The organism is Lachnoclostridium sp. Marseille-P6806, assembly GCF_964238185.1.
Classification (GTDB): Bacteria; Bacillota; Clostridia; order Lachnospirales; family Lachnospiraceae; genus Brotaphodocola.
Genome location: NZ_CAXSLG010000009.1, coordinates 140155 through 166512 on the forward strand (window position 1 = coordinate 140155; position 26358 = coordinate 166512).

Annotated in this window: 26 protein-coding genes; 4 read left to right on the forward strand and 22 right to left on the reverse strand. The window is 46.7% G+C overall.

Annotated elements, in window-relative coordinates:
• Positions 1–5: 5 nt before the first annotated feature.
• The 14 genes from ACESON_RS12780 to ACESON_RS12845 all read right to left on the reverse strand — a co-directional run bounded on the left by ACESON_RS12780 (position 6) and on the right by ACESON_RS12845 (position 11711).
• Positions 6–656: a ribonuclease HII gene (locus ACESON_RS12780; RefSeq protein ID WP_177958308.1), complete on the reverse strand. Its 651-nt coding sequence runs from the start codon at positions 654–656 to the stop codon at positions 6–8.
• Positions 644–1534: a ribosome biogenesis GTPase YlqF gene (ylqF, locus tag ACESON_RS12785; RefSeq protein WP_373110271.1), complete on the reverse strand. Its 891-nt coding sequence runs from the start codon at positions 1532–1534 to the stop codon at positions 644–646. The genes ACESON_RS12780 and ylqF overlap by 13 nt, the downstream gene beginning before the upstream one ends.
• Positions 1535–1641: 107 nt before the next feature.
• On the reverse strand, positions 1642–2190 hold the full coding sequence (gene lepB / locus ACESON_RS12790) for a signal peptidase I (protein ID WP_177958306.1): 549 nt from the start codon (positions 2188–2190) through the stop codon (positions 1642–1644).
• A gap of 114 nt (positions 2191–2304) precedes the next feature.
• The gene (gene rplS / locus ACESON_RS12795; RefSeq protein ID WP_177958305.1) at positions 2305–2652 is read right to left on the reverse strand and encodes a 50S ribosomal protein L19; all 348 of its coding nucleotides are present in this window, start codon (positions 2650–2652) and stop codon (positions 2305–2307) included.
• 294 nt (positions 2653–2946) lie between these two features.
• The gene (locus ACESON_RS12800) at positions 2947–3219 is read right to left on the reverse strand and encodes a hypothetical protein (protein ID WP_373110273.1); all 273 of its coding nucleotides are present in this window, start codon (positions 3217–3219) and stop codon (positions 2947–2949) included.
• A gap of 21 nt (positions 3220–3240) precedes the next feature.
• On the reverse strand, positions 3241–4233 hold the full coding sequence (locus ACESON_RS12805) for a hypothetical protein (protein WP_177958303.1): 993 nt from the start codon (positions 4231–4233) through the stop codon (positions 3241–3243).
• Between the two features lie 214 nt (positions 4234–4447).
• The gene (gene trmD / locus ACESON_RS12810) at positions 4448–5203 is read right to left on the reverse strand and encodes a tRNA (guanosine(37)-N1)-methyltransferase TrmD (RefSeq protein ID WP_177958302.1); all 756 of its coding nucleotides are present in this window, start codon (positions 5201–5203) and stop codon (positions 4448–4450) included.
• 19 nt (positions 5204–5222) lie between these two features.
• Positions 5223–5738 (reverse strand): ribosome maturation factor RimM, encoded by a 516-nt coding sequence (gene rimM, locus ACESON_RS12815; RefSeq protein ID WP_177958301.1) that lies wholly within the window; start codon positions 5736–5738, stop codon positions 5223–5225.
• 130 nt (positions 5739–5868) lie between these two features.
• Entirely contained in the window at positions 5869–6096 is a 228-nt protein-coding gene (locus tag ACESON_RS12820; RefSeq protein WP_177958300.1) for a KH domain-containing protein, read from the reverse strand.
• A gap of 19 nt (positions 6097–6115) precedes the next feature.
• On the reverse strand, positions 6116–6358 hold the full coding sequence (gene rpsP / locus ACESON_RS12825) for a 30S ribosomal protein S16 (protein ID WP_177958299.1): 243 nt from the start codon (positions 6356–6358) through the stop codon (positions 6116–6118).
• Between the two features lie 107 nt (positions 6359–6465).
• On the reverse strand, positions 6466–7827 hold the full coding sequence (gene ffh / locus ACESON_RS12830; protein WP_373110277.1) for a signal recognition particle protein: 1362 nt from the start codon (positions 7825–7827) through the stop codon (positions 6466–6468).
• A gap of 57 nt (positions 7828–7884) precedes the next feature.
• Complete coding sequence (gene ylxM, locus ACESON_RS12835; RefSeq protein ID WP_177958297.1) at positions 7885–8226, reverse strand: YlxM family DNA-binding protein; 342 nt, start codon at positions 8224–8226, stop codon at positions 7885–7887.
• An 86-nt stretch (positions 8227–8312) separates the two neighbouring features.
• On the reverse strand, positions 8313–10172 hold the full coding sequence (gene asnB, locus ACESON_RS12840; RefSeq protein WP_373110279.1) for an asparagine synthase (glutamine-hydrolyzing): 1860 nt from the start codon (positions 10170–10172) through the stop codon (positions 8313–8315).
• 87 nt (positions 10173–10259) lie between these two features.
• Positions 10260–11711 carry a citrate transporter gene (locus ACESON_RS12845; RefSeq protein WP_373110281.1) on the reverse strand — a complete coding sequence of 484 codons (1452 nt, stop codon included), beginning with the start codon at positions 11709–11711 and terminating at the stop codon, positions 10260–10262.
• Positions 11712–11906: 195 nt separating this feature from the next.
• On the opposite strand from ACESON_RS12845, the gene ACESON_RS12850 reads away from it, so the two are divergent.
• Complete coding sequence (locus ACESON_RS12850; RefSeq protein ID WP_373110283.1) at positions 11907–13295, forward strand: sodium-dependent transporter; 1389 nt, start codon at positions 11907–11909, stop codon at positions 13293–13295.
• Between the two features lie 116 nt (positions 13296–13411).
• Here the strand turns inward: ACESON_RS12850 and ACESON_RS12855 are convergent, their stop codons facing one another.
• The 3 genes from ACESON_RS12855 to ACESON_RS12865 are packed head-to-tail and all read right to left on the reverse strand — an operon-like array spanning position 13412 to position 16526.
• Positions 13412–14422 carry an XdhC family protein gene (locus ACESON_RS12855; protein WP_373110285.1) on the reverse strand — a complete coding sequence of 337 codons (1011 nt, stop codon included), beginning with the start codon at positions 14420–14422 and terminating at the stop codon, positions 13412–13414.
• Positions 14419–15360: an NTP transferase domain-containing protein gene (locus ACESON_RS12860; RefSeq protein WP_177958293.1), complete on the reverse strand. Its 942-nt coding sequence runs from the start codon at positions 15358–15360 to the stop codon at positions 14419–14421. The genes ACESON_RS12855 and ACESON_RS12860 overlap by 4 nt, the downstream gene beginning before the upstream one ends.
• Complete coding sequence (locus ACESON_RS12865; RefSeq protein ID WP_177958292.1) at positions 15357–16526, reverse strand: ABC transporter substrate-binding protein; 1170 nt, start codon at positions 16524–16526, stop codon at positions 15357–15359. The genes ACESON_RS12860 and ACESON_RS12865 overlap by 4 nt, the downstream gene beginning before the upstream one ends.
• Positions 16527–16706: 180 nt before the next feature.
• Here ACESON_RS12865 and ACESON_RS12870 point away from each other — a divergent pair, with 180 nt between their 5' ends.
• Genes ACESON_RS12870 through ACESON_RS12880 form a run of 3 tightly spaced genes read left to right on the forward strand, consistent with a single transcriptional unit; the run spans position 16707 to position 19976 of the window.
• A complete protein-coding gene (locus ACESON_RS12870; RefSeq protein WP_177958291.1) occupies positions 16707–17765 on the forward strand; it encodes an iron chelate uptake ABC transporter family permease subunit in 1059 nt (352 codons plus the stop codon).
• Positions 17749–18552, forward strand: a complete 804-nt coding sequence (locus ACESON_RS12875; RefSeq protein WP_177958290.1) for an ATP-binding cassette domain-containing protein — start codon at positions 17749–17751, stop codon at positions 18550–18552. The genes ACESON_RS12870 and ACESON_RS12875 overlap by 17 nt, the downstream gene beginning before the upstream one ends.
• Complete coding sequence (locus tag ACESON_RS12880) at positions 18549–19976, forward strand: nucleoside-triphosphatase (RefSeq protein WP_177958289.1); 1428 nt, start codon at positions 18549–18551, stop codon at positions 19974–19976. The genes ACESON_RS12875 and ACESON_RS12880 overlap by 4 nt, the downstream gene beginning before the upstream one ends.
• 164 nt (positions 19977–20140) lie before the next feature.
• On the opposite strand, the gene ACESON_RS12885 is transcribed toward ACESON_RS12880, so the two are convergent.
• The 5 genes from ACESON_RS12885 to ACESON_RS12905 form a co-directional block, all read right to left on the reverse strand.
• Positions 20141–20953 carry a carbohydrate-binding protein gene (locus tag ACESON_RS12885; protein WP_373110289.1) on the reverse strand — a complete coding sequence of 271 codons (813 nt, stop codon included), beginning with the start codon at positions 20951–20953 and terminating at the stop codon, positions 20141–20143.
• Positions 20954–20991: 38 nt separating this feature from the next.
• A complete protein-coding gene (uidA, locus tag ACESON_RS12890) occupies positions 20992–22818 on the reverse strand; it encodes a beta-glucuronidase (protein WP_177958288.1) in 1827 nt (608 codons plus the stop codon).
• A 101-nt stretch (positions 22819–22919) separates the two neighbouring features.
• Positions 22920–23558, reverse strand: coding sequence for an endonuclease III (locus ACESON_RS12895; RefSeq protein WP_177958287.1), 639 nt, complete (start codon positions 23556–23558; stop codon positions 22920–22922).
• Positions 23555–24151, reverse strand: a complete 597-nt coding sequence (locus ACESON_RS12900) for an AAA family ATPase (RefSeq protein WP_373110292.1) — start codon at positions 24149–24151, stop codon at positions 23555–23557. The genes ACESON_RS12895 and ACESON_RS12900 overlap by 4 nt, the downstream gene beginning before the upstream one ends.
• Before the next feature lie 170 nt (positions 24152–24321).
• Positions 24322–26346, reverse strand: a complete 2025-nt coding sequence (locus tag ACESON_RS12905; protein WP_177958285.1) for a heparinase II/III family protein — start codon at positions 26344–26346, stop codon at positions 24322–24324.
• Positions 26347–26358 lie beyond the last annotated feature (12 nt).

Genomic DNA, 26358 nt, shown 5'->3' on the forward strand with positions numbered 1-26358 from the left:
CCCTGTCAATCTTCCTGCTTCAGAAGCTTCTTTAAAAAGCTCCTTCTGTGAATGGGACTGGGGCCATATTCCAGAATTGCCGCTCTGTGTGCCGCAGTTCCATATCCTTTATGCTTTTTAAAGCCATATTCCGGAAACAGCGCATCATACTCATCCATCATATGATCCCTGGTTACCTTTGCCATAATACTGGCTGCTGCTATGGACACACTTTTTGCGTCCCCTTTAACAATCGGGATCTGCTGAATTTCCACACCTGGAATCGTCACAGCATCATTCAGCAAAAGCTCTGGCTGTACAGAAAGACCGGCTATAGCCTGACGCATAGCTTCGTAGGTTGCCTGAAGAATATTGATTTCATCAATCACATCCGGCCCTACAATGCCTACATTCCAGGCAATAGCCTTTTCCTGAATTTCAACAAACAGCTCCTCCCGTTTTTTCTCTGACAGCTTTTTTGAGTCATTTAAAAACAGAATTTCACAGTCTTTCGGAAGGATTACTGCTCCGGCCACCACCGGCCCCGCAAGAGGACCGCGTCCGGCCTCATCGATACCGCAGATCCCACTGCAGGCTGCATAGGTATCTTCATATTCCCTCATAGCTGCCAGACGTTCCCGTTCCGCCTGGAGTTTTTCTTCCGTCAGTTTTCGCATGACTCCTCCATTTCCTCTGGGGGAAATTCCAGCGTAATCCTTCCCAGCCGTCCGCTCCTAAAATCGTCAATTACAATCGCTGCTGCCTTTCCGTAATCCGGTTCTCCGCCCTTTAACAGACAGCCTCTCACCTTTGCAATCTGAGAAAGCCATTCCAGCTCTGTCCGGCTTCCAGAAGAAACCTCCTTATCCTCATCCGGCAAATACCGCTGAGGTAAAATCTGCGGATAATAGGTTTCCAAAAAACGAATCAGTTCCATAGCCAGCTCGTCCTTATTTAAAATCTCATCATTAATCGAGCCGATAAAGGCAAGCAAAAGCCCTACTCTCTGATCCTCAAACCGGGGCCAGAGAATTCCTGGAGTATCCAAAAGCTCCAGGGTCTTATTTAAACGAATCCACTGGTTTCCCTTGGTTACACCAGGCTTATTTCCCGTTTTCGTGCAGGCCTTTCCTGCAAAGGAATTAATAAAGGTAGATTTTCCCACATTCGGGATTCCCACAACCATAGCCCGCACAGGACGATTCAGAATTCCCCTGCGGCGATCCCGCTCAATTTTTTCTTTACAGGCCTCCTGAACAACTCCGGTGATCTGCTTTAATCCTGCTCCGCTTCTGGCATTTACCTTTACCACAAAAAATCCTTTTTTCTTAAACCAGGCTGTCCATGCCTCATTCTGCTTTTCACTGGCAAGATCGGATTTATTCAGCAAAATCAGCCGGGCTTTTCCCTTGCCCAGCTCATCAATATCCGGATTCCGGCTTGCCAGAGGTACTCTGGCATCCACCAGCTCAATAATCAGATCAATCAGTTTTATATCTTCCTTCATGGCACGCTTCGCTTTTGTCATGTGCCCAGGATACCACTGTATATTCAAATAAATACCTCCTCTTCCTCGATTTTTATTATTTTTGTCTATCGTTCTTTTTCTCAGTTCTGTTCTGCCGTTTTCTCTTTTCCAAAAAATTTTTTATCCGCAATTTTCTAAGGCGAAGGAATCAGATTCATATCAATCAAAGGAAACAGTCTAAGCCAGACCTTTCCAAGAATCTGCTCCTCTTTCACATTGCCTACATTGGCAAAACGGCTGTCTTCGCTGCTGTCGCGATTATCACCAAGAAGAAAATATTCGCCGTCCCCCAGCTCTATCGGCTTTTCTGCCAGACCAGCCAGAGAAACATGCCCCAGCCCTTCTTCCTGAATCGGCTGTTCATTTACATAGACCGTACCGTCCTGAATCTGAACAACATCACCGGGAACTCCAATCACCCGCTTGACATACAGTTTTTTGTCTTCCCGCTCAAATACTACTACATCCATCCGATCCGGCTTGCCAAAATCATAAACCAGACTGTTTACCAGAACAACATCATCTGAATTCAGCAGCGGCTGCATCGATTGTCCAATTACCGTAACCCGCGTTCCAAAACAGTTCAGGCAAAACCAGGCAAAGGCCAGGGCCACTGCAATATCCACAACCCAGGACGACAGTCTCCGCACCAGGTTCCGTTCATCTCCCTGATAAAATTCCACGCGTAACATCCTTCCTGCTTTTTATCATTTATCGTAACTATTCAGTCCTGACAGTTACCATTTATCCAGAAACAAAACAAAGGGACAATTTTCATTGTCCCCTCATTCACGCAATTATTTTACTAACTCTTTAACCTTAGCAGCCTTACCTACTCTGTCTCTTAAGTAGTTCAGTTTTGCACGTCTTACTTTACCTCTTCTTACAACCTCGATGTTGTCTACAAACGGGGAATGTACAGGCCAGGTCTTCTCAACGCCGATACCGTTGGAGTTCTTACGAACGGTGAAGGTCTCTCTTGCGCCGCCGTTCTGTCTCTTAATAACGGTTCCCTCAAATACCTGAATTCTCTCGCGGTTACCCTCTTTGATCTTGTTGTAGACCTTAACGGTATCACCTACTGCAAACTCCGGTACGGAAGCCTTTAACTGTGCTGCTTCAATGTTCTTAATAATTTCGTTCATTTGTGTGAACCTCCTTCAATATGTTTGATGTTCTATAATGCTTTCAAGGCAACAGAGGACCATCTCTTTTTATTCGTCACAACTTCCTAATCATATCATAGGATTTTATAAAATGCAAGCATAAATTTAACGGTTTTCTGCGGTTTCCGGCAGTTTTTTCAGGCTTTCTCTCCTCTTTTGCTCCACCTGGAGCCTTCTCCTTCCAAGACAAGCTCCACCAGCTGGGGCGGATTGCAGATACGCTTTAAAAAACGGTTTCCCAACCCACTGCTTACAATCAGTTGCTGTCCCTGCTCAATAAAATGTCCTCTGGAATACGGCGGAAACAGACGCAAATCTGGAGAAAGGACAGCTTTCCATTCCCTCTCTGCCGCTGTCAGCCATATCCCCTGTCATAAGCACCATATCTGGCTGGAAGCCTTCTATAGCCTTTATCATCACATTGTGGTTCTTTCCGAACCAGGCTCCGTGAAGATCGGATAAATGTACCATACGGACACCATAAAATTCCGGTGGAATTTTCTCTGAACAGATACTGTAGTGAACCCTTTCAAATAATGGCCTCATTTCCATTCCTCGTCTTTCTGCTTACGATACAGGCGCCTGAAAAACCTTCTCCTCTATCTCAGCTTTTTTTCTTTCCATATCTGTTTCCAGATTTTCCTGGCGACACTTTAACTGCTGGAGTATATTCTGGAGTCTCATTTTAATCGCTGTCATCTGATTTTGTGCCCGGTTAATCTGATCCTGCACCGCCCAGTCAATAAAAATTCCATCAAAAAACAAATCGGCAAACTTTAAAAATCCGTCCGAGCTTACCTCCAGATGTTCCTGAGGAATCTGAACATCTGAAAGCTCCGTCTGAAATCTTCGCAATTCTACCTGAAAACGTTCAATTCCCTCCTGCGCCCGATCCATATGCTCGTGCTTAGCCAAGGTTGTCAGCATTCCTCCTCCAAGCATATCCCAGGTACCCCAGTTTCCCGCACTGGATAAGCTGTCCAGAATTCTGCCTGCTGTAAAAAGAGCTGTATTTCCTGCTGTTACAGCTTCCTGAAGTTCCCGCTGTTGCTGTCTCATCGCAGCCAGCTCCTCTTCCATTTGAAGAATCTGTTCCCCATCCGCTGTTCCGGAAATCCTCATTTCTTCCTGCTTTTCTTTTAAAAGGTGCTTAAACCGCTCTTCACACCGCGAAAGACGACTAACCTCCTGTCTGGCCGTGCACAGATCCCGCTCCACCGCCTCTAGCTCCTGTCTAGCCGCATCATACTTCACTGCCGCCGTATATGCCTCTGCTTTTTCCCGTTCCAACCGCTCCTCCAGGCTCCCCGATACCCGGTAAAACAGATGATACAAACTGCGGCCCTGAAGCTTATCTACGTCATTACTCTCCTTAACCCGCAAAGCATCCAACTGTCTGGCTTTTTCCCGAAGCTCCTGCTGCTGGAATACCAGCTGATCCAGCCTGTTTCTTGCATGCTCCAGCATAGCTGCCTGCTCTCGAAGATGAAACAGCTCCTGATTTCTCTGCATGGCTTTTTCCCGATAAGAAAAATCCCTCATTCCTGTATCCTCTTTCATCGAAGTTCCCCCTTTTCTAAATTTACAGAACGTTCCCATGTAATAAACTATATTTTATCATAGCCGTTTTGGTCTGACTTTGATCTTTCCATAACATTTTTTTAAATTTTCATTACCGTTTTTTCTGCTTTTTGCAGGATATGAAATTTTGTAAATAATAAAAGAACCTCTATTCTGCCTTAGCTCAATAGAAGTTCTCTAATACTGTTTCCTATTATTCTTCTTCCTTTGACTGCCGAATTTCTTCCAATAACTCTTCCAAATACAGCTTCTCCTTTTTGGAAAGATTGGCTCCCTCCAGCAGATCCGGCCGCCGCTCCAGAGTTCTCTTAATGGACTGCTGACGACGCCATGTCTCAATATTTTTATGATGCCCGGAAAGAAGCACCTCTGGCACCCGCATTCCCTCATAAATCTCCGGCCGGGTATATTGAGGATACTCTAAGAGATTATCATGAAAGGATTCAATCTCAGCAGAAGCATCATTATTCAACACTCCCGGAACCAGACGGGAAATGCAGTCAATCATCACCATAGCTGGAAGTTCGCCTCCCGTCAGCACATAATCGCCTACCGAAAGATAATCTGTCACAATCAGCTCCAAAGCCCGTTCATCAATTCCCTCATAATGCCCGCAAAGAAAGACCAGATCATCCTCCTTCGCCAGTTCTTCTGCAATGGACTGATTAAATACTCTTCCCTGAGGAGTCATATAAAGCACCCGGGGACGCTTCCCCAGCTTTTCGCAAAGTGCCTGATATGCATCACACACAGGAGCCGCCTGCATCACCATACCTGCTCCGCCGCCGTAGGGCGCGTCATCTACATGTCCATGTTTTTCTTTTGTATAATCCCGGATATTCACGGCCTCAATAGACAAAAGGCCCTTGTCCACTGCCCGCCCGATAATGCTGGTATTCAGTCCGTCCAGCACCATATCGGGAAATAAGGTCATGATATGATAATTCATGGTTATCCTCCTGTTTTTCTTACAGATCCAAAAGACCGTCCATAATATGCACCGTCATCTCTCCGGCCTCCAGATCCACCTTTAAAATGCACTGCTTAATCGCCGGGAACAGGTACTCTTTTCCATCGTTTCCTTCGATCACATATACATCGTTGGCTCCTGTCTGAAGCACATCCTTCATTACACCAAAGTTCTCACCTTCATCAGTGATAACCTTCAGGCCAATCAGATCCACAATAAAATTCTCATCCGGTCCCAGCTTCACAGCCTGTTCCCGTTTGATCAGCAGATCTTTGCCCTTGTATTTTTCAATCTCATTTATATTATTAAATTCTTTAAATTTTAAAATGACCATATTTTTGAAGAACTTTACACTTTCAATATTCAAAGTTATCTGTTCTCCGCGGCCCAAATCAAGAATTACTGTTTTCAGTTTTTTAAAACGGTTTGCATCATCTGTTGTCGGATATACCTTTACCTCTCCCCGCACTCCGTGAGTGGAAGAAATGACACCGACCCGAAGCATATCATCCATGCTTTTACCTCTTTCACCTCTGATTTTTTTAACAGCCTGTACCTATTGCCGAAGAGAGGCTGTATCAACAGCAATTTCCTATGAACTGAAAAAAGCTGCCGCTGGAAACTCCGACGACAGCCCTTACCGGCTATTGAATATCAACAACAACCTTTTTTTCTTCTTTGGAAGCAGCTGCCTTGACAACAGAACGAATTGCTTTTGCAATACGTCCCTGTTTGCCAATCACCTTGCCCATATCAGAAGGTGCTACCTTCAATTCAATGAAGGTGCCTCCCTCTTTTTCAGTCTCGGTAACAACCACCTCATCCGGATTGTCAACCAATGCCCGCGCAATTACCTCAACTAATTCCTTCATAGCTTATTCACCTCGTCGATTACTGAATACCAGCGGTCTTCAAGAGCTTTGCTACTCTGTCAGTGGGCTGTGCGCCGTTTGCCAGCCATTTCTTGGCTACTTCCTCGTTGAACTTGATGCCGCTCGGCTCCAGGTTCGGATCGTAAGTACCAACCTCCTCGATGAATCTGCCATCTCTCGGAGATCTGGAATCTGCAACAACGATTCTATAGAAAGGTTTCTTCTTAGCACCCATTCTCTTTAATCTCATCTTTACTGCCATGTCATTTCACCTCCTTAAATTGAACTGATATATCAACAAATACAGAATGTCTGCATTGTTACCAAATAATACCCGGACAGTCTTTCTGCTGCCCTCGTCGACTCGCATCAGAATGGCATCTTAAACTTTCCGAGCATTCCACCCAGTCCGCCGCGGCTCTTTTTTCCGCCCATCATACCGGGAAGCTGTTTCATCATCTTTTTCATCTGATCAAACTGCTTAACAAGCCGGTTCACCTCACTGATGTCTACACCAGCGCCTCGGGCAATCCGCTGTTTTCTGGAAGGATTCATAATCCCCGGATTCGTCCGCTCTTCCTTGGTCATGGAAAGAATAATGGCTTCCACCCGATCCATGGCCTTTTCGTCCACTTCCGGCATTCCGCCTTTTATCTGTCCCACACCCGGCATCATACTCATAATACTTCCGATACCGCCCATTTTTTTAATCTGATGCATCTGATCCAGAAAGTCATTGTAGTCAAACTCTGCTTTTCTCAGCTTCTGACCCATCTCTCTGGCCTTTTCTTCATCCAGCTCCATCTCCGCCTTCTCAATCAGGGTCAGAATGTCGCCCATTCCGAGAATACGGGAAGCCATACGGTCGGGATAAAACTGCTCTAAGTCAGAAAGCTTTTCTCCCATACCAATATATAAAATCGGTTTTCCGGTAATCGCCCGAATAGAAAGGGCTGCACCGCCTCTGGTGTCACCATCAAGCTTTGTCAGAATCACACCGTCAATGCCGACTTTATCCTGGAAATTGGAAGCTACATTTACTGCATCCTGACCAGTCATGGCGTCTACCACCAGAATTGTCTGATCCACGGATACTGCGGCTTTGATATTTACCAGCTCCTCCATCATGCTTTCATCTACATGAAGACGGCCGGCAGTATCAAGAATCACCACATTGTAGCCATTTTTTACCGCATGCTCAACTGCGGCCTTTGCAATATTAACCGGATTCTGGTTTTCACCCATGGCAAATACCGGAACCCCCTGTTTTTCACCGTTGATCTGAAGCTGCTGAATTGCTGCCGGACGATATACGTCACAGGCTGCCAGCAAGGGCTTTCTTCCCTTTGCCTTCAGCTTTCCGGCAATCTTTGCGGTCGTGGTGGTTTTACCTGCACCCTGCAGGCCTGCCATCATAATCACCGAAATCTCATTGCCCGGCTTCAGCGCAATCTCTGTTGTTTCAGAGCCCATCAGACGAATCATCTCTTCATTTACAATCTTGATAACCATCTGTCCCGGCTGAAGAGAACCTAATACCTCTTCTCCTACCGCCCGCTCCTGAACAGAGCTGATAAACTGCTTTACTACCTTAAAACTAACATCCGCTTCCAGAAGCGCCATCTTCACTTCCTTCAAAGCGGTCTTTACATCCGCTTCGCTGAGACGGCCCTTGCCCCGCAGATTTTTAAATACGTTCTGCAGCTTTTCAGATAAGCTTTCAAAAGCCATAAATCATCCTCCTGTGGAAAATCTGCACAGACACTGCAGCATCACTGCATCCATGCCCTACAGTTCCAGGATGTTGCTGGAAATCTGTTCGATCTGCGCAATCAGAGACTCATCTTTCGTCTCATGAAACGCTCTGGTTCTTTCCTGGATATCCTCTACCATCTGTCTCGTCTGCTGAAACTTCTGCACCAGATGAAGCTTTTCCTCATATCCGCTTAAAATCTTATCGCATCTCTTGATTAAATCATGAACTCCCTGACGGCTAATTCCCTGCTCCTCGGCAATCTCTCCGAGAGACATATCGTTAAACACTGCATCCTCGTAAACAGTCCGCTGGTGTTCCGTCAGAAGCTCTCCATAAAAATCATACAAGAGACTCTGTTTTATAATGCTTTCCATAACATCACCTTGGTTATCATACATGAAAGTTCAGCAGGTGTCAAGTATTTTTTCTTTACAGCATTGTTTTTCTTTTTAAACATCCCTTACACTCTGATTTTAATGTCATATTCCCGCAGCCAGCAGTCCACCTGAAGCATATATGCCATCATCTGGGGAGCTGCCATCAGCTGTCCGTACCAGGGTCTTCCATAATCAGAAGGCTTTCGCAGAAAACGCATGGTTTTTTCCCGATCCAAAAGCTCTGCCCCCGGACGTTTTGAATCCTCAAGCATTTCCCTCATCCGCTCAGCCAGAATTTCTTCATAATACGGCACATAGGTTTTAGGGTAAGGAGACTTTTTTCTTGTGCGAACCTCCTCCGGCAGGATTCCCTTTGCAATTTCCCTCAAAAGATGTTTTACCTCCCCATTTTTTGCCTTCATTTCCCACGGCACATTCCAGAGATATTCCACAATCCGGTAATCTGCAAAAGGAACCCGGGCTCTAAGCCCTGCCGAGCTGCTGGTTCGGTCCATGCGGTTAAGCAGGGTCTGCATAAACCACTTTAAATTCAGCCATGCCATCTGCCGCTGCCTGAGCTTTTCCGGACTCTCCTCCGGACATTGCGGAACACGTTCCAGGGTTTCTCGGTACCGTTTTTCTACATACTGCTCCATTCCCAGCTCCTGCAGAAAATCCTCTTTCAGAAGAACCTTTCTTGCATCCAGATCTCTAGTCCAGGGGAATGTATCTGCATTCAACATCTCCTTTTTATGAAACCAGGGATACCCCCCAAAGATCTCATCGGCACACTCCCCTGTCATCGCGATCCCGCAATACCTGGCAGTCTGACGGCAGAAATATAATAAAGAAGAATCAATGTCTCCCATCACAGGCAAATCTGCTGCCCTTACAGAATCTTCCAGCAAATCTGCCAGCTGACGGCTGCTGCACTCCAGACAGTGGTGTTGGGAATTCAAAAAATCTGCCATCTGCTCTACATAAGGATGATCCTGGGAGGGCTGAAAAGCATTGGCCTTAAAATATTTCCCATTATCTGTAAAATCAAAAGAGAAGGTATCCAGACGCTGTCCTTTTTCTTCGGCAAGGGAAACGCAGACCGCAGATACCAGGCTGCTGTCCAGTCCTCCGGAAAGAAAAGCGCACAGAGGCTCCTTCGCAACTGCCTGACGTGTGACTGCATCTATCACCAGTTCCCTCACCTTTTCCACGGTTGTATCATAGCTGTCTTCATGAGGACGGCTTTCCAGCCCCCACCATTCCATTTGCCTGCATCCATCCGGCGCAGCAATCATCATTCGTGCCGGCTCCAATTCAAAAATCCCTTTCAGCACACCATTTCCCGGCGTCCGTGCCGGACCAATACTGAAAATCTCGTTAAGGCCCTCCCGATCCACCTCTGGCCGAATTCCCGGACAGGCAAGAAGTCCTTTCAGCCGGGAAGCAAAATACAGCCGGTCTTTCCAGAAGGTATAAAACAAAGGCTTTACTCCAATCCGATCCCGATACAGAAAAACCATTTTTTTGTTAAAATCCACAACAGCCATGGCAAATACCCCATTCAGCTGTTTTACAAATTCCGGGCCATAATGGAGATACATCCGCCCCGCCAGCTCCGCATCCCCATCTGTTTCCAGATCTTCTCCCAGTGCCTTCAGCTCAGTACGCAGTTCCCTGGAATTATAAAATTCCCCGTCCAAAAAAACTGCTGCTCTCCGTTCTAGACTCCGCCATTCCCAGAAGCATTCGTTTGCTTCCGGCTCTTTCCTGGCAGATAAATGGTTTTGTGCCATTCCTCCTGCTGCCACCCCCGTCTGGTTTCCCCATGCTTTTCCTGATAATACAGCACCCCGATCCTGCTGTGCCTGAAATATCTGCCCCAGCACTGCCTCCTGCTCTCCCGTATCCCAGAATCCTCCGTAAAATCCGCCAATCGCTGCCATATGCCCTCTGTCTCCTTTTTTCTGAATTTATAACCATTGTCTTTTTTCCTGTGTTCCCTTCCAAAAGCTTCTGCTTCTTTGGTCATACTACAAAAGTACACATCCCACCAAAAAAACTGCAGCAAATCCAATCAATACCGGCTTGAGATTTTTTCCTGCCAGTTTCAGAGGATCTACATTGCAGATCGCTGCAACCGGGATGAGTCCCCAGGGAATGATGGTTCCGCCTCCTGTAAAAACTGCTGTAATCTGTCCGGCAGCTGCAAGCACTGGAATCGACGTCCCGGAAGCTGTGCCAAAGGTTCTGGCCAGAGCTCCTGTCAGTGGCAGTCCGGAAAATCCCGAGCCATCCAGCCCGGTCAGTCCTCCTGCCAGCATCTGGATCAAAAGAGAGCCGTAACGATTCACAGGCGCATATTCTGCCAGCCAGAGCGCCCAGTCATTCATAAGACCGCTGCTGATCTCCTTTCCCAGCACTGTATTCAGTCCCCCTCCCCCCAGAAAGAAAAAGGCGCCAATCACAATCACTGGTGCAAAAATCTGAATTGCAAAAAGAAAACCATCTGTTACATATCCAGTAATTTTCCCAAAAGAATTTCGACCATAGGCTGCTGCTGAACTAATGCACATGACAAGAAGCGCCGTCCCGGAAACCAAACTGGTTGCATCTGACCCCTTTACATCACAGACTGTCAAAAACACAATATCCGCAAGAAATGCCAATGGTGTGAGAAAAGCCGCTGCTAATGCCGCTCGTCTCTTTTCCTGTTCTATTCCATGAAAATAGCTGCATCTGATTGTTTTTTTCTCTCCAGACTCCGTTTTTCTTTTGATCAGGACGCCCGGATCTGCCATTTCTTCATCACAGTAAATCTGGCCCGATTTTCCTTCTGTAATCTCCTTTTTATACAGAAAAAAAGCTGCCATTGCTGTTACCGCTCCCATAACGAGAAACAGCGGGCCGCCTTCCTGCAGAATGTCCTGCGCAGAAATTCCCGCTGCCTTTGCAGACACAGAAGGGGCCCCCTGTACCACCAGATCATAGCTAAGCGCCATTCCATGCCCAAAAAGATTCATTGCCATAGCCGCCATGAGCGGAGAAAGCCCGACCTTCCCTGCAAAGGGCAGCAGGATTGCCCCTACCAGCGCCACAGACGGCGAAGGCCATAAAAACAAAGAAAACAGAAACATAGAAAGTCCCAGAACCCACCAGGCCATTGTTGGTGTCTTCATAATCCCGGCCATAGGCGCCATCAAAAGTCTGCTGCTTCCCAAATCCGTCAGACATTTGGACAAAGCAGCGACCAGGGCAATCGTTGCAATTACCTCCATAAACTCTCTGGCTGCATAAATAATCGCTGAAAAAACAGTCTGTATTCCTCCGCTTACGGTCCCCAATCCCAAAAATCCCATCAAGAAAAGAAACAGGACACATACCGGCGGAGTCTCAATCCGCAGGATCATTACTGACAAAATCGCAATAACTCCCACAAGATAAACGAAATGAATCGGTGTCAGCAAAACTGCTGTCTCCGGCATTTCCATCACTCTCCCACATCATTCATATCCTATCCTATGCGGCTTTTCCCTGAAATGAGCATGATTTGGCAAACGCTTTCTTTTTCTATCAGAAAACGTGCAAAAACATGGCAAAAATGCGCCAGGGGAAAAATACCTTGAATAAAATGTCGGAAAATGGTATCCTGTTATCATATGACTGAATGGGAGGTTAACATGAATAACAACGAAACTGAAAAAAAACATCATCATGCCCGCGGCAGATTTTCCGGGCGCATCGGTTATGTACTGGCTGTTGCAGGCTCTGCCGTAGGTCTTGGCAATATCTGGCGGTTCCCTTACCTGGCAGCCAAATATGGCGGCGGAATGTTCCTGCTGGTATATTTGCTCTTAATCCTTACCTTCGGCTATGTGCTGATTGTTTCTGAGACTGCCCTGGGACGTATGACCCGCAAAAGCCCTGTAGGCGCTTTTGCCAAATTTGGAAAAAGCTTTTCCTTTCGCTTCGGCGGATGGATCAACGCAGTCATTCCAATGATTATCGTTCCCTATTATTCTGTAATCGGCGGATGGGTTATCAAATACCTGTTTGAATATTTAAAAGGAAATTCTGCAGCTCTGGCAGCAGATGATTATTTTTCCAATTTTATTGCATCCTCCGGCATGGCAGAATTATGGTTCCTTATCTTTTCTGCCCTGGTATTTATCGTTATTCTGGCAGGTGTAAAAAATGGCGTTGAGCTGGTATCCAAAATCATGATGCCTGTTCTGGTTCTTCTGGCAATTTTTGTAGCTGGCTACTCCGTTACCAGACCGGGGGCAATGGAAGGTGTCAAATACTTCCTGATTCCCAACTTTGAGAACTTCTCGCCTATGACAGTTGTAGCAGCCATGGGACAGATGTTCTACTCTCTTTCCATTGCTATGGGTATCCTTTATACCTATGGTTCTTATCTGGGAAAAGATGTGGATATTGAAGCATCTACCAAGCAGGTAGAGATTTTTGATACAGCGATTGCTCTGCTGGCAGGCCTGATGATCATTCCTGCGGTATTCGCCTTCTCCGGCGGTGCTCCGGAGACCCTGCAGGCTGGTCCGTCTCTGATGTTTATCACCCTGCCAAAGGTATTTGCCAGCATGGGCTTTGGAGGAATCGCAGGCTTCACCTTCTTCCTCCTGGTACTGCTTGCAGCCCTTACCAGCGCCATTTCTCTGATGGAAACCAGCGTTTCTACTATTTCAGATGAGCTGGGATGGAACCGAAAGAAAAGCTGTATTATTATGGCCGTGGTTATGCTGTCCATCGGAAGCGCCTCTGCTTTTGGATATGGTATCTGGGATTTCGTAACGATTTTTGGAATGCAGATTCTGGATTTTGTTGACTTTTTAACCAACTCCGTTATGATGCCGATTGCTGCTCTTGCAACCTGCTTCCTGATTCTGAAAGTTGTTGGTCTTCAGACTATCAGCGAGGAAATCGAGCGCTCCTCTAAATTTAAAAGAAAGAAGCTTTATGGCTTCTTTATGAAGTATCTTGCACCGCTTTGCATTACCATTATTCTTTTAAGCTCCATTGCCAATGTACTTGGATGGATTCATATGTAAGCTTTTGCTGTGCTTTCCCCTAACGGGAAAGTCTCAAAAAATGGTCGGTACACCGGTTATTGTAACTGATGTATCGACCGTTTTTTCTGTCAAATATTTCTAAGCTCTGTCTCCACTTACGACATAGGGCATCCATGATGGCTGCCCTTTTCTCCTTCCCGCATCCGGGCCCGTTCTAAGATCATTTCTCCTGCTATGCTGATCGCAATCTCTTCCGGTGTAACAGCCCGAATGGCTGTTCCTATGGGACAATGTACCTGCTGAATTACCGATTCTGCAATTCCAGCTTCACGCAGCTTTCCGTTTACAAATTCTTTTTTATGCTGAGAACCAATCGCCCCCACATAACAGGGCGGATTCTGAAGAACCTGGCGCTCTACCTCATAGTCAAAGCTGTGTCCGTTTGTCATAATCACAACATAATCGGATTCTGACAAAACAAGATGCTCAGAAAGCTTGCGAAAATCACCGCAGATCACTGCCTCTGCTCCTGGGAAAAGCTCCCTGGAGGCATATTCCGAACGATTATCCATAACTGTTACCCGGAATCCCACCGTATTCAGTATGGGAACCAGGGCCTGAGAACAATGACCTCCACCAAAAATCACTGCACGCTCTCCAATAGGAATCGGAAGGAATACCTGACCTTCTCTGCGGCCAAAATCACCGATTCCAGGAAGCTCTTTCTCTCCTTCCACACCGGCCTCTGCAAAGGAAGGCAGTCCGCCTTCCTGATGAAGAACCAGCCAGCCAGGAATCCGCTCCTCCATCTTCGTTAAAAGAAGCTCGGAAAACTCTCCCCAGAAAGAAAGAGAGGAATCAATGTACTGAAACCATACGGTTACATCTCCGCCGCAGACCATGCCGATATTTTCTTTTGCCTTGGGCGTCAGGGAGAAAAATTTCTCACAGGACTGCTTTTCCTCTAGAACCTTTTGTCCAAAGCGGATACACTGAAGCTCCACAGCTCCGCCGCCTACAGTACCGCAAAGCCGTCCTTCTGCCCCCACCAGCATCTGCGCTCCCAGTCCCCTGGGAGAAGAGCCTTCCTGGGAAATAATACTTGCCAAAACCAGATCATGACCTGCAGCTGTCTCCTGACGGATATACTCAAATATTTTTTTCACGATAGTTTTCTCTCCTCTTCCAATTCGTCTGATATTTTCTGAAAATGCTTCTCAAACAGCCTTTGGACAGCTTCCTCTGCCTCTTCCTGAAATGCACTGTAAGAATCCATTATCTGCCTTGCTGCTTCTGTCAGGCGAGAATAACCGCCATGCTTCCCTCCCTGCCCTGTTGCCAAAACCGTTTTTCCTATCTGTTCCTCCATCGTAGATATGAGCCGGCGTCCTTTTGTATAAGATATTCCCATACGCTGACATGCATTCGCCAGAGAACCTTCTGTTTCTGTCAGCTGCAGAAGCTGATGAATACCCGGACCATAAAATACTTTTTCCCGGCGGATTCGCACCTGAACAGATGTCTTCATTTTCCTGACATCATGGCTTTCTGAGAGAGCTTCATAAGATGTCCCTGTGTTTTTGTCAGATAAGATCCCCTTATCCTCTGTTTCTATAATATTGGGACGAATTCCGGAAGCCTCAACCGCTCCCCGTAAGCCTTTTTCTCCCTGATAGGCAAGAAGCCGGGAGAAGCAGCTTTTTCTCAAAAGAATCGGATGCCCGCACCGGCCATGGCAGCTGGGAATACAGACCTCTCCTTCTGCATCCAAAAGCATCCGAACCGTTTTTTCCGAAAACATGGGTACATTTCCATGGGCAACCAGAATTTCTGTACATTGATCCTGCAAATAGCAAACTCCCTGCTGGATACTGTCCAGCATCTCTCCCTCCGATGATGCGGTAAGAAATACTAAATTCATGGACGGCACCAGTTTTTTGGGCCATTCTCTTTCATCTCCCACAACCGCAATCCGCCGAATCCCTGTCATTTGAAGCAGCAGCACCATCCGTTCCAGAGCAGAGATTCTTCCAATCTGCCGCTCTGGAGCAAAAGCGCTTTGATGATCCGTTTTTCCGGTTGCTATAATCAACGCCCCTGTCATGATGGATCATCCTTTTGCATACCCTGGTAAATTCGATTCAGTTCTTCTTCTGTCAAATCTACGTGATAAAACAGCTGGAAGAATTCCTTCACCTCTTCATCAACATTAAAATTCAGGTATTCCGGATAAATCAGGCCGGAAAGCCAGCGAATCCCTACAATACGATTTGGTCCATTGGGACGGTCGATCCAACTGAAGGGAGCATTGGGGGTTCCGTACACTGCTTCTTCCTTCACTGCCTTTAAGGATGCATAATCCGGATTTTCCAGAATGGATTCTGCTGCAGAAGCTCCTGTAATGTCTGCTTTTGGTTCTCCATTTACGATAATCACATCCGGATCCCATGCAAGAAGCTGTTCCGCTGAAATCTGAATCCGTCCGCCTTCTCCCATTTCCAGCTCTGCCACATTGATTCCCTTGACCATTTCAATAATCTGGGCATGAGGAGAGCTTGCCGGTGCGGTTTCCAGAGAATCTTCGCCATTTCCATAGTAAATCCGAACCTTTTCCTCCTCCGGAATGTTCATATTTTCAATATCCTGGAATGTTTTTTCTGCATAAGCTGCCAGCTTTTCAGCCGCTTCCTCTTCACCAAACAGCTCTCCCATAAACCGGTATGCCTCTGGAGCTGCCATCAGATCCCCATCTACCGCCACAACAGGAATTCCTAAGCTTTTCGCCAAAGCGTCACAGTCAGATACCATCTTTTCATTTATAGTTCCTACATTCAGAGCTATGGTTGGCCCTGCTGCTATGACAGCCTCATAATTCACTGCATCTCCCATGCCAAAATTGGGAATGTTATGATACTGTTCCAGAATTACACTCTTTTCTACCTCATTTAACTCATAGTTCCATCCAAGAAGCCGGTCCGGAACCAGGGTATATAAATAAATTGCAGCGGCCGGTCCGGCAGAAAAAACAGATTTGATTTCCGCAGGAACCGTCATCGTTCTCCCTGCCATATCTGTAATCTCACGCTCTTTGGAAGTCTCCGCCAGAGTCTCCTCCTTTGTCTCTTCCTTCGCTGTGGTCTCCTCCTGAGACTGAACTGTAGCTTCCTGCTGCGTCTGTGCAGGCTTTTCTGCCTTTCCACATCCGGTAAGCATACCGGCTGTCATGATTGCTGCAAGAGACAGGGCTAATAACTGTTTTGACTTTTTCATAAGTACCTCCTCTGAACTGATACCTCATTTTTTATTATGCAGGCAAGATGGAATTGACATTCTCCTCCACCTGCGATATACTTTTAAAAGCGAATGGTTTTAAAAAACATATCGGATATATGAAGTATAGCACCTGTATATATATTCGTCAAGACTAAAGAACTGTAAGGAGCAGCTGTTATGAATCTATCTCATCATGAAGTACAGAAAGACACCAGAAAGCGGCGCCATTACCGCCTTCTCCTTCTGGGAATGTTCGGAATTCTGACTGCAATTGTATTTTTTTCCTTCTGGATTGGCTACTATCCCCTTTCTCCCTCCCAGGTTATGACAGCATTTCTGTCACGTTTTGGTTATCAGGGTGAACTTCTGCCCCAGGCAGTTACCATCTTCTGGAACATCCGGCTTCCCAGAATTCTCTCCGCCCTGTTTATCGGCGCATCTCTGTCCGTTGCCGGCTCTGCCTATCAGGGAATGTTCCGCAATCCCCTGGTTTCTCCAGATATTCTGGGCGTCTCCTCTGGCGCCAGTCTGGGAGCCGCTTTTGCTATTTTATGCGGATCTCCCGACTGGCTCATCCAATTGGCTGCCTTTTTGGGAGGTATTGCAGCTGTTGCGGCATCTTATCTGATCAGCCGAAAATCCATGTATTCCCATACGCTGATCCTGGTTCTTACCGGCTCTATGATCATGTCTCTCTGCAACGCCGGAGTGACCATGATCAAATATATTGCAGATCCCAATGATGTGCTTCAGCAAATCACCTTCTGGCTGATGGGAAGCCTTACAAAAACCAACATGAAAGCCTTCCAATGGAGCTTTCTCCCCATGCTGGCCGGACTGTGCTTTATTTTTCTGTTCCGCTGGAGAATCAACCTGCTGACTCTGGACGAGGAAGAGGCCAAAAGCCTGGGCATTAATATCCGGCGTTACCGACTTTTGTTCATTACCGCATCTACCCTTTTAAGCGCTGCGGCAGTCTGCCTGGGCGGTCTGATTGGTTGGGTCGGTCTGATGATTCCCCACCTGGCCCGGGCTTTGGTCGGTGCTGATTATGAGCGACTGATTCCCGCCAGCGCCATACTGGGTGCCGGATATCTGGTGCTTATGGACGATATCGCCCGTTCGATTCTGTCCATGGAGCTTCCTTTGGGTGTTGTAACCAGCATCATGGGAGCGCCGTTTTTTATTTATCTCATCATTCAACGAGGGAGGCATTCACATGCTGCTGGAAATTAACGAGCTTTATGGAGGATACGGACATGGAGACATTGTAAAGGGGGTCACCTTCCATGCAGATCAGGGAGAAATTCTTTGTCTCATAGGCCCTAACGGATGTGGAAAAACCACTTTGTTCCGACTGCTTTTAGGCTCCATCCCCCACTCCTCCGGAACAATCAAAATCAACGGACGCAGTACCCAAGACATGTCCCAGAAGGAGCTGGCCAACCAGATTGCATATATTCCCCAGTATCACTCACCAATCTTTGATTATTCCGTTCTAGATATTGTGATTATGGGACGCGCCTCCCATTTTTCTTCCTTTGATAAGCCCAAAGCGATTGATCGGGAGGCCGCCTTCGATGCTCTGGAAAAGGTTCACGCTATCTCTCTTGCCAACCGAAACTATGCCTCCCTCAGCGGAGGCCAGAGACAGCTGATTTTGATTGCCAGAGCCATCTGCCAGTCCGCCAGTATTTTTATTATGGATGAGCCGGCAGCCAATCTGGATTATGCCAATCACCAGGTTCTTACCGATGTGATTTTTGACCTTGCACAAAAAGGCTATTGTATCATCATGTCAACTCACAGCCCGGAATACCCGTCCTCTGTAAACAGCAGAGTCCTTTTAATGAAAGATGGCCGGGTTGCAGGATTTGGACGCCCGAGAGAAATCATCACACCAGAAAATCTGGAGGCTGCTTATGGGATTGAAATGGATGTTGTCACCATACAGGATCGGTACGGCGTAGAACGGACCGTCTGCCTTCCTGTCAAAAATATTGCGCGGGAGGTTTCGCTATGACCAAAAAAAACAAGGCAAATAAAAATGCGCTTTCTTATTTTATCTCCCTTCATGAACCTCGCCCTACAGACAGCCAGGAGTTTTCTCCTCAAAGATGGGATCAGAGAGCAGAATTCTGGAAAAAGGAGAGGATAAAAAAACGAAAGGGAGATGAAAGGGTCATCAGCGATGTTTCTTATCTGGAGGAAAAGGGGCTTCTCCAAAAGCATTTTGACGTTGCAGATATTGGCTGTGGTCCAGGCCGTTTTGTCGCTGCCTTTGCCCGTCGGGTTCACCGGGCTGTAGGCCTTGATATTTCAGAAAAAATGATCGCTCACGGCATGGAATATTTGAAAGAGGAACAGCTGACCAACGCCAGTCTTCATACCTGTGATTTCCAAAGCCTTGACCTTGATAAAGAGGGCTACCGCAAGGCCTTTGATCTTGTTTTCAGTTCCATGACTCCGGCCCTCCGAGGCATGGATAATCTGAAAAAATCCATGGAAATGAGCCGCGGCTGGTGCTGCCACGTCACACACCTTTCTGGAAGAAACTATCTTAGGGAACAGATTCTCTGGGAACTGTTTGGAAAAAAACCGGTAAGTCCGTGGAATGGGCAAAGTTTTTATGCTCTTTTTAATATTCTTTTCCTGTCTGGCTACAATCCAGAAACTACCTATGAAAGCCGCCGACAGGAAATCTGGGTAACACCGGATGAGGAATACGTGGATTTTCTCATGGAACACATGCTTCCGCAGGAGGAAATCACCAAGGCTCATGCTAAGCAGATAAGAAGCTGGCTTCAAAGGCATCAAAATCAGGAAGGGCAGCTTTTAGAAATCAGCGAAACCACCTATGGAAGACTTTTGTGGGATGTCCGCAATCCGATGGAACGTCCAGATTATCACCCTGTTTCATCTGCATCTTCCTTTCGCCATGTGTTTCTTACCGGGCCAAAGCAGATTGGAAAATCAACGGTGATTCGACAGATATTAAGCAAATTCTCCGGCTCTGTAGGCGGATTTTACACGGTAAAAATGAGCGGATATCTGGATTCTGGCTTCTCTGTCCATCTGTTTTCCCCAAAAGATCCCGTTGTTCCCACAGAAGAGAATTTCCTGTTTGCCTGCGGAAAACCTGACAAAAACTCTGATTTGCGCTTTAATCAGATGGGAAGCAGGATTCTCCGACACAGCGCAGACTGCTCTCTCATTCTCATGGATGAGTTGGGGCCCCATGAAGCCGAGGCAAAAGAATTCCGTCAGGCCGTTTTCGATACCCTTGACGGTCCTGTGCCTGTTCTCGGTGTACTTCAGGCTCCTGCAGATACCTTTTGGCCGGACATTGTCTCCCGCCCTGATGTTCTGATTCTGGAAGTTTCTGAGAAAAACCGCTCGCAGGAAGCTTTGATTCGCAGAATCGAGGCTGAACTGTTACGAAAATAAAGCAGAGGCCCCCCGTTGCCATTACCATCAGAAGCCGAAGAAACAACACGAACAGATACTTCGTAGTATGAAAAAAGAAGCTCCCCCGCGAGCTTCTCCGCTGGTATAAGAAAAGCTGCCGCTTCACGATTCCACGAATCTCGAAAGCGACAGCTTCGTTTGTTTTATTTGCAATAGGTTCCGTACACTTCAATCTGTGTCAGCGCCGGGAACGGTGACGGATCATCAGCCTTAATCAGCTTTCCGAATTTCAGCCAGGTAATGCCGCTCTTCTTCATGGGAATGATATGGGGCTTTACACTCTTTTCCAGGCTTACTGTCTCTTCAGAACCATCTGAGAAGGTAAAAGTTACCTGCTCCCACCAGTTATCATGAGGGAAGTCTGCTCTTGTATACAGAACAATCTCATCAAAATCTACCGGACGTCCAAATTCCAGAGTCAGCTCTGCATCATCCTGCTGGTTGATTCCCCAGGACTCATAAGGCCAGTATCCATGAGACTCGTTTGCCAGCACACCATCAATGGCGTTGCGTGCTGCAAATACAGCCTCGCCTCTCGTCTCTACATTGGCAGATGCGTGAGGATAACAGCCGGGATCTCCGTGCTGATCCATACTGTTTTTCGCCAGATTTCTATATGCATAAATCTCCCGTTCCAAAGCCGGACGCATGGTCAGATAATGACGCTCTCCTGTAAAAGCCTTGGGATTGTAGGAGGTTTTCTTCTCCTCAAAGGGAATAACAAACTCAACCTGGGACTTGGTCAGATATACCAGATCCTCATCCATGGTGTCGTCCAGACGGATTACATAATACTTATCAGTCTCTGCTGCCTCCCATACAATCTTATCGCCCTCTTCATACTGGCCGATCCATGCCAGAATGACTGCTCCCTCAGAAGAAGCAGATGCCTTCTCATTGCCCTCCTGATCCAGCACGCGAATTGTGTTTTTCAGAACTACCTTCTCATCACTCATAGTTACTCCTATCCTTTCCGTTTTTTCCTATTATACCATCAGAAAGGCTTATAGTCAAAGTCTGGAATTGCATTCCATCGTTTTTTTAAATAATGGGCTGCCATTTTCGGCCGTCTGTCCCTGGTAAACAGTCCCTTTTTGTTGCCGTCTGCCCGCATACAGCCCTGAACTGTTGCAAAATCAGCAAATCCCCACACATGCTCTCCAATAAAAAAGCTTCTCTTATCAAATTCTGCATTCTGACGGCGGTAAAACTCCATCTGATACTCTTCACTGAACATTTCTGGAACAGTTTCGTGAATTCCGGCAATCGCATCTGCCCCGTATTCTGTCACCATAACCGGCTTTCCCTGCTTTTCCCAGAAATCCAGCTCCTGATTCCAGGCATAGCAGGCTGCATCCAGATTTCCCGAAAGATTGTACCATCCGTAATACCGGTTAATGCATACCACATCCATAGTCCGTGTTACCAGATCCCGTTCATAATTGTTCTGGCAGCAAACAAAGGTCACCGGACGGTTTTGAGGATCCAGACTGTGTGTATATTCATACAGGGAATGCCAGTATTCGTAAGCTGACTCTGGAAAATGCTCCGTATCCGGCTCATTTCCCATGGACCACATAACCACAGACGGGTGATTTTTATCCCGGCCAACCATTTCCCGAAGTACCTGCTCGTGGTGCTCGCGAATAGGAAAGGTTTCATATGGATTCTGAGCCTCTCCTGCACCAATTCCAACAGCCGGCGTCTCATCAATAATAACAATTCCCTCTCTGTCGCAGAGATCATACATCTCCTCTGCATAGGGATAATGACTGGTTCGGAAAGAATTGGCGTGTAGCCAGTGAATCAGATTAACATCCTTTACATCCAGGCACAGATCCAGTCCTCTTCCATGAAAGGCGGAATCCTCATGCTTGCCAAAGCCCTTAAAATAAAACGGTTTTTCATTAATCAGAAATTTCGTGCCCTCTACTCTGACGGTACGGATACCAAAGGGCTGTTCATAAACATCTTCTCCACAGGAAATCCGGGCCGTATACAGATATGGAATCCCCGGCCACGGCCACCACAGCTTTGCCTGGGGAATTCGAAGCTTGCCTGCACATCCGCATCCCCGGGCCACACAGCTTCTGTTTTCATCAAGAATCTCTATCGCAGTCATTTCAGAAAGCACAGCTTTCTGTTCTCCAGCTCTTCCTTTTACAGAAATATCATATTCCACAATTCCGTCTGCTCCGTCAATAGACGGAACCAGAGTAATATCATCTACATACATTTCCGGTGTTGTATACAAACGAACCGGACGATTGATGCCTGCATAATTAAAAAAGTCAAAATTGGGAATATTCTGCGGCTTTGCCCACAGCTTTGCCGCCTCTACACTGGGAACTCCTGGATTGTCAGAACCGAAAAAAGCAATAGCTCCCTCATTTCCCACAGGAAGGGTTCCATGATGAATCCGGTTGTCCGCAGCCACTGTAAGAACTCCTCTGGTCCCTGCCGGAATCAAATCTGTAATTTCTACCTCAAAGGGCAGAAATCCCCCCTTATGTTCTGCTGCAAGTTTTCCATTGATATACACCTTTGCACGATGTGTCACTGCATCAAAACGCAGAACAAGGCGCTGTCCTTTCAAACTGGCCGGCACAGCAATCGTTCTTTCATAATAAACCCAGCCATAATGATTTCTGTATGCGGGATCCTCCTTTTGATCGTTATAAGATGCAGGAACAGAAATCACCTCTGAATCCTTCAGGCTCTCACAGGCTTCTCCCGGATCCCTGGCATCTCCCAGCTGAAATTTCCAGATTCCTGACAAATCCAGTACAGCCCGCACTTCATTTTCTCTTGGATACAACATAGTTCCACACTCTCCTTTTTCAGACTGCTTCTATTATACCCAAGCCAGTCTGCAGGAAACATGGAAATTCCTATAAGAAATCTGCACTTTCTATGACAGTTTTAAGATACTCCATTCTTCAGGCAGATATCTGACAGGCAGCATTTGTCACAAAAGGGCTTTGTCCGTGCTGTACATACATCTCTGCCATGAAACACCAGCCTGTGACAAAAATCACTTCCCTCCTCCGGGGGAACCAGCTTCCAAAGGGCCATTTCCACCCGCTTCGGATCCTTGATATTGTCTACCAGCCCCATCCGATTGACCAGACGGATGCAGTGAGTATCTGTAACAATCGCCGGCTTCCCAAACACATCTCCCATAATCAGATTGGCGCTTTTCCGTCCAACTCCCGGCAGTCTGAGGAGGGCGTCAAAATCATCCGGCACCCGGCTGTGAAATTCATCCCTCAGCATTTTCATACATCCGCTGATGTCTCTGGCTTTGCTGCGCCCCAGACCGCAGGGCTTTACAATCTCCTCAATCTCTTCCACAGATGCCTCTGCCAGAGCATCAATATCCGGGAATTTTTCATAAAGCTTCGGTACCACTGTATTTACTCTGGCATCTGTACACTGCGCAGCCAGACGCACGCTGACCAGAAGCTTCCATGCTTCCTCATAATCAAGAGTACATCCCGCATCCGGATACTCCTTTTTCAGGCGTTCAATAATTTCCATTGTCCGTTCTTCTTTTGTCATCGCTTCCCTTGTTCCTCCACCCATTCTTTTACAGCATGACCCATTTCCTCTACGGTCATCCCATCTGTTTTTAAAAAATCAACATCCGGCCTTCCTGAAAACCATTTTCGTTTCAACGGCATCAAATGCTTCACATAATATTCAAAAAATTCCCGGGAGCGAGTCTCATCTCCCTCTTTATTTTTGCGAAGCCACTCCTCAGATGCGTCCAGAAATAAAATTCTATGGGGCAGGCAGCCTTTCACCTGTTCCAGCTCCTTTTGTAAAGGAATCTCCACCTCCCAGTCCCATCCCATGGAACGGGGATAGTTCAGCGTGTAAAACACAATCTCCTCTGCCCCAAAATCCATGACGGTACAGGGATAGTCTCTGCAGGCTTCCCACCTTCTCACCTCGTTCAGCAGCCACAGCTTTTGAATTTCCAGATAATCCTCATATTTATTTTTATTCAGTCCCCTTCTCCGAATCTCTTCGATCACGGACCGATTTTCTTCATAGCTTACATGAATCTCCGGAAGACAGGCTTCCAGATATCTGGCAACAGTTGTCTTTCCAGCTGCCATGGAACCCTGAAGCGACAAAAATAATGACATAGAATCCTCCCTGTATTCATATTCCTAAAAAATTTCTTTTGCCCGTGATGCAAGTATACCATATTTAAGCGCTTTTGCGCTAGACATGTCCGCGCAAAAAGAAACAGGCATCTGTCTTTTTTGAACCTGTCCGTTCCGACAAATACCTGTTTCTTTTAAACTCTGTCCCTTTAATATTGGAGCACTGTTCCTGCCAGTACATCCTTCTTTTTATCAAACACAATCACATTTCCATATCCCATACAGCCGTCTGCTTCTTCCAAATCTGTGGGGGAATTCACCTCCTGATGGCAGAAAATAACCACATATTCTGTTCCATGGCAGGAAATTTTTACAGCCTCAGCCATAGAATCCGGATACTGAATTCCCTTCAGAGCGGAGTTGACAGGGATTTTTTCTACCAAAATCGATTCCGGTTTTCCATCCGGCGCAGCATGAATCACTGTCAGCAAAGATGCAAACCCTTCTGCCTGATATTTCACACAAATTCCCTGACGTTTCTCGTACCGGTTATAGTGGCGGGCAATTTTTCCTTCATACAGCTCCGGCTCTGTTCCCGGTGTCAGGAAATAAAAATCGGCTCTTGCCTTGTTTCCCTGAAAAACTGCGCAGTTTTGATTCGATCCTTCCAGGTTCACCTGGCCCCGCTCACTGAAATTCCAGTACTGACGATAGGTATGAGCTCCTCCGGTATACATTTCGTCCATAATCAGATAAATATCCGGTTTTATATAAACAATCTTTCGATTAATAAATACTCCGTCCTCTGCATATCCCAGATGTCCGCCCTGTACATACTCATAAGAATCTGTAAACCGAAACTGTCCCTTTACCGGCTGGCACAGCTTGGAGCATTCCCAGGAATCCTTGCATACTGTAAAAAATTTATCATCGACCGTAATCGTATTATGAGCAGTCGGATCCTTAAACTCAAAACGTCCTGAATCTACCACGTAAGTATAGCGGCCCGCATCCGTCAGCACATCCTCTCCGCCTACACAAAGATCCACATGAAGCTTATCAGAATGGCCGTGTCCTGCTCCCATGGTTCCGCAGTGAAAATGAAGCAGAGAACCGTCCTCTCCCCACTTGTCTCTCAGATAGTAATTTCCACTGTCAGAAAGCGCTCCTGACAGGAAATCCGGTTCCTGAATCTCTATTTCCTGATAGAGTCTGGCGCTTTCGATTCCCAGATCCCATACGCTTTCAAAGTCCAGAACAGGGAAGCCGCCGAACTTCAGCATAGGATCCCGGAACAAAACTGCTGCCGTACTGATATAATCCCGAATATCCATATCATCGCTGTCTCCCATCAGAAGCTGCTTATGATCCGGCTTTTTCCACATCAGATCCGCACAGGCCATTTTGTGAACCGCATTTAAAATGGTGTCGGGAACCTCAATATCATTGCGGGAGGCAAGAATCAGAACATCCTCGTAGCAGTGAAGCACCTCATTGTGATACAGGGGAGACTGCTCCCACTGAACGCCGTCTCCCATAATCTGCATCCGCGCCTCTGCTTCCAGATGCTCCAGGGCAATAGAGGTATAACGCTTTCTTCTCTCCTCATCCGGCATGGCAATTCCGATTTCAAACAGACCGTGATTCTCGATTACTCCCCAGTTGCTCATATAGCGGTAAGGAGAATGCATCTGAATCAGAAATTCTGCGTGTTCCACCAGGCAGCTGTAAAATGCATCTACAACCTCATCTGTTACATAGGGGCTGTCCTTAAAATACCGCATGGCTTTTACCCAGAACTCTCCGCGGATCCCCGTCTCCAAAATCCTCCAGGTTGTTTTTTCCGTTTCCTCCGTCCGTTTCACCCCAGTAATCCAGCTCATCAGAAGTCGGACAAAATGGCGGGCATATTTATCCTCTCCAGTCAGCCAGTAGGCCTGCCCCAGGCAGATAAAAAAGCGGTGACGGTTAAACTGAAACGTAAATTCCGGATCATTTCCCGGCCGGTATTCCCAGTCAACATCTCCCTCTGGATCAAAGATTACCGGCTCCCAGGTTCGTTCCATATCATGTTCCAAATCAAATAAAAAATAATTCCGGCATACCTCATCTGCAACGCGAATAATATGTGCGCAGTCCTCCGGCCAGTATGTTTTGCAGTATTCTGCTACGGCCGCCGGATCGTCAAAGAAAAAATACTCATTTCCCCTGGAAAAAAACTCCTGCTTGGTCATTGTCTGTCTTCT

What these genes read in the sequence shown, in the direction of transcription:
- ACESON_RS12805 (WP_177958303.1), bottom strand. Translation starts at nt 4,233, where the DNA reads ATGAAAGAGGATACAGGAATGAGGGATTTTTCTTATCGGGAAAAAGCC.
- ACESON_RS12905 (WP_177958285.1), bottom strand. Translation starts at nt 26,346, where the DNA reads ATGACCAAGCAGGAGTTTTTTTCCAGGGGAAATGAGTATTTTTTCTTT.
- ylxM (WP_177958297.1), bottom strand. Translation starts at nt 8,226, where the DNA reads ATGGAAAGCATTATAAAACAGAGTCTCTTGTATGATTTTTATGGAGAG.
- ACESON_RS12800 (WP_373110273.1), bottom strand. Translation starts at nt 3,219, where the DNA reads ATGAGGCCATTATTTGAAAGGGTTCACTACAGTATCTGTTCAGAGAAA.
- uidA (WP_177958288.1), bottom strand. Translation starts at nt 22,818, where the DNA reads ATGTTGTATCCAAGAGAAAATGAAGTGCGGGCTGTACTGGATTTGTCA.
- ACESON_RS12865 (WP_177958292.1), bottom strand. Translation starts at nt 16,526, where the DNA reads ATGAAAAAGTCAAAACAGTTATTAGCCCTGTCTCTTGCAGCAATCATG.
- rplS (WP_177958305.1), bottom strand. Translation starts at nt 2,652, where the DNA reads ATGAACGAAATTATTAAGAACATTGAAGCAGCACAGTTAAAGGCTTCC.
- ACESON_RS12860 (WP_177958293.1), bottom strand. Translation starts at nt 15,360, where the DNA reads ATGACAGGGGCGTTGATTATAGCAACCGGAAAAACGGATCATCAAAGC.
- ACESON_RS12820 (WP_177958300.1), bottom strand. Translation starts at nt 6,096, where the DNA reads ATGAAGGAATTAGTTGAGGTAATTGCGCGGGCATTGGTTGACAATCCG.
- ACESON_RS12900 (WP_373110292.1), bottom strand. Translation starts at nt 24,151, where the DNA reads ATGTCATTATTTTTGTCGCTTCAGGGTTCCATGGCAGCTGGAAAGACA.
- ACESON_RS12870 (WP_177958291.1), top strand. Translation starts at nt 16,707, where the DNA reads ATGAATCTATCTCATCATGAAGTACAGAAAGACACCAGAAAGCGGCGC.
- ACESON_RS12895 (WP_177958287.1), bottom strand. Translation starts at nt 23,558, where the DNA reads ATGACAAAAGAAGAACGGACAATGGAAATTATTGAACGCCTGAAAAAG.
- ACESON_RS12885 (WP_373110289.1), bottom strand. Translation starts at nt 20,953, where the DNA reads ATGAGTGATGAGAAGGTAGTTCTGAAAAACACAATTCGCGTGCTGGAT.
- ACESON_RS12845 (WP_373110281.1), bottom strand. Translation starts at nt 11,711, where the DNA reads ATGCCGGAGACAGCAGTTTTGCTGACACCGATTCATTTCGTTTATCTT.
- ffh (WP_373110277.1), bottom strand. Translation starts at nt 7,827, where the DNA reads ATGGCTTTTGAAAGCTTATCTGAAAAGCTGCAGAACGTATTTAAAAAT.
- trmD (WP_177958302.1), bottom strand. Translation starts at nt 5,203, where the DNA reads ATGAATTATCATATCATGACCTTATTTCCCGATATGGTGCTGGACGGA.
- ACESON_RS12875 (WP_177958290.1), top strand. Translation starts at nt 17,749, where the DNA reads ATGCTGCTGGAAATTAACGAGCTTTATGGAGGATACGGACATGGAGAC.
- ACESON_RS12780 (WP_177958308.1), bottom strand. Translation starts at nt 656, where the DNA reads ATGCGAAAACTGACGGAAGAAAAACTCCAGGCGGAACGGGAACGTCTG.
- rpsP (WP_177958299.1), bottom strand. Translation starts at nt 6,358, where the DNA reads ATGGCAGTAAAGATGAGATTAAAGAGAATGGGTGCTAAGAAGAAACCT.
- asnB (WP_373110279.1), bottom strand. Translation starts at nt 10,172, where the DNA reads ATGGCAGCGATTGGCGGATTTTACGGAGGATTCTGGGATACGGGAGAG.
- rimM (WP_177958301.1), bottom strand. Translation starts at nt 5,738, where the DNA reads ATGGATGATATGCTTCGGGTCGGTGTCATTTCTTCCACTCACGGAGTG.
- ACESON_RS12880 (WP_177958289.1), top strand. Translation starts at nt 18,549, where the DNA reads ATGACCAAAAAAAACAAGGCAAATAAAAATGCGCTTTCTTATTTTATC.
- ACESON_RS12850 (WP_373110283.1), top strand. Translation starts at nt 11,907, where the DNA reads ATGAATAACAACGAAACTGAAAAAAAACATCATCATGCCCGCGGCAGA.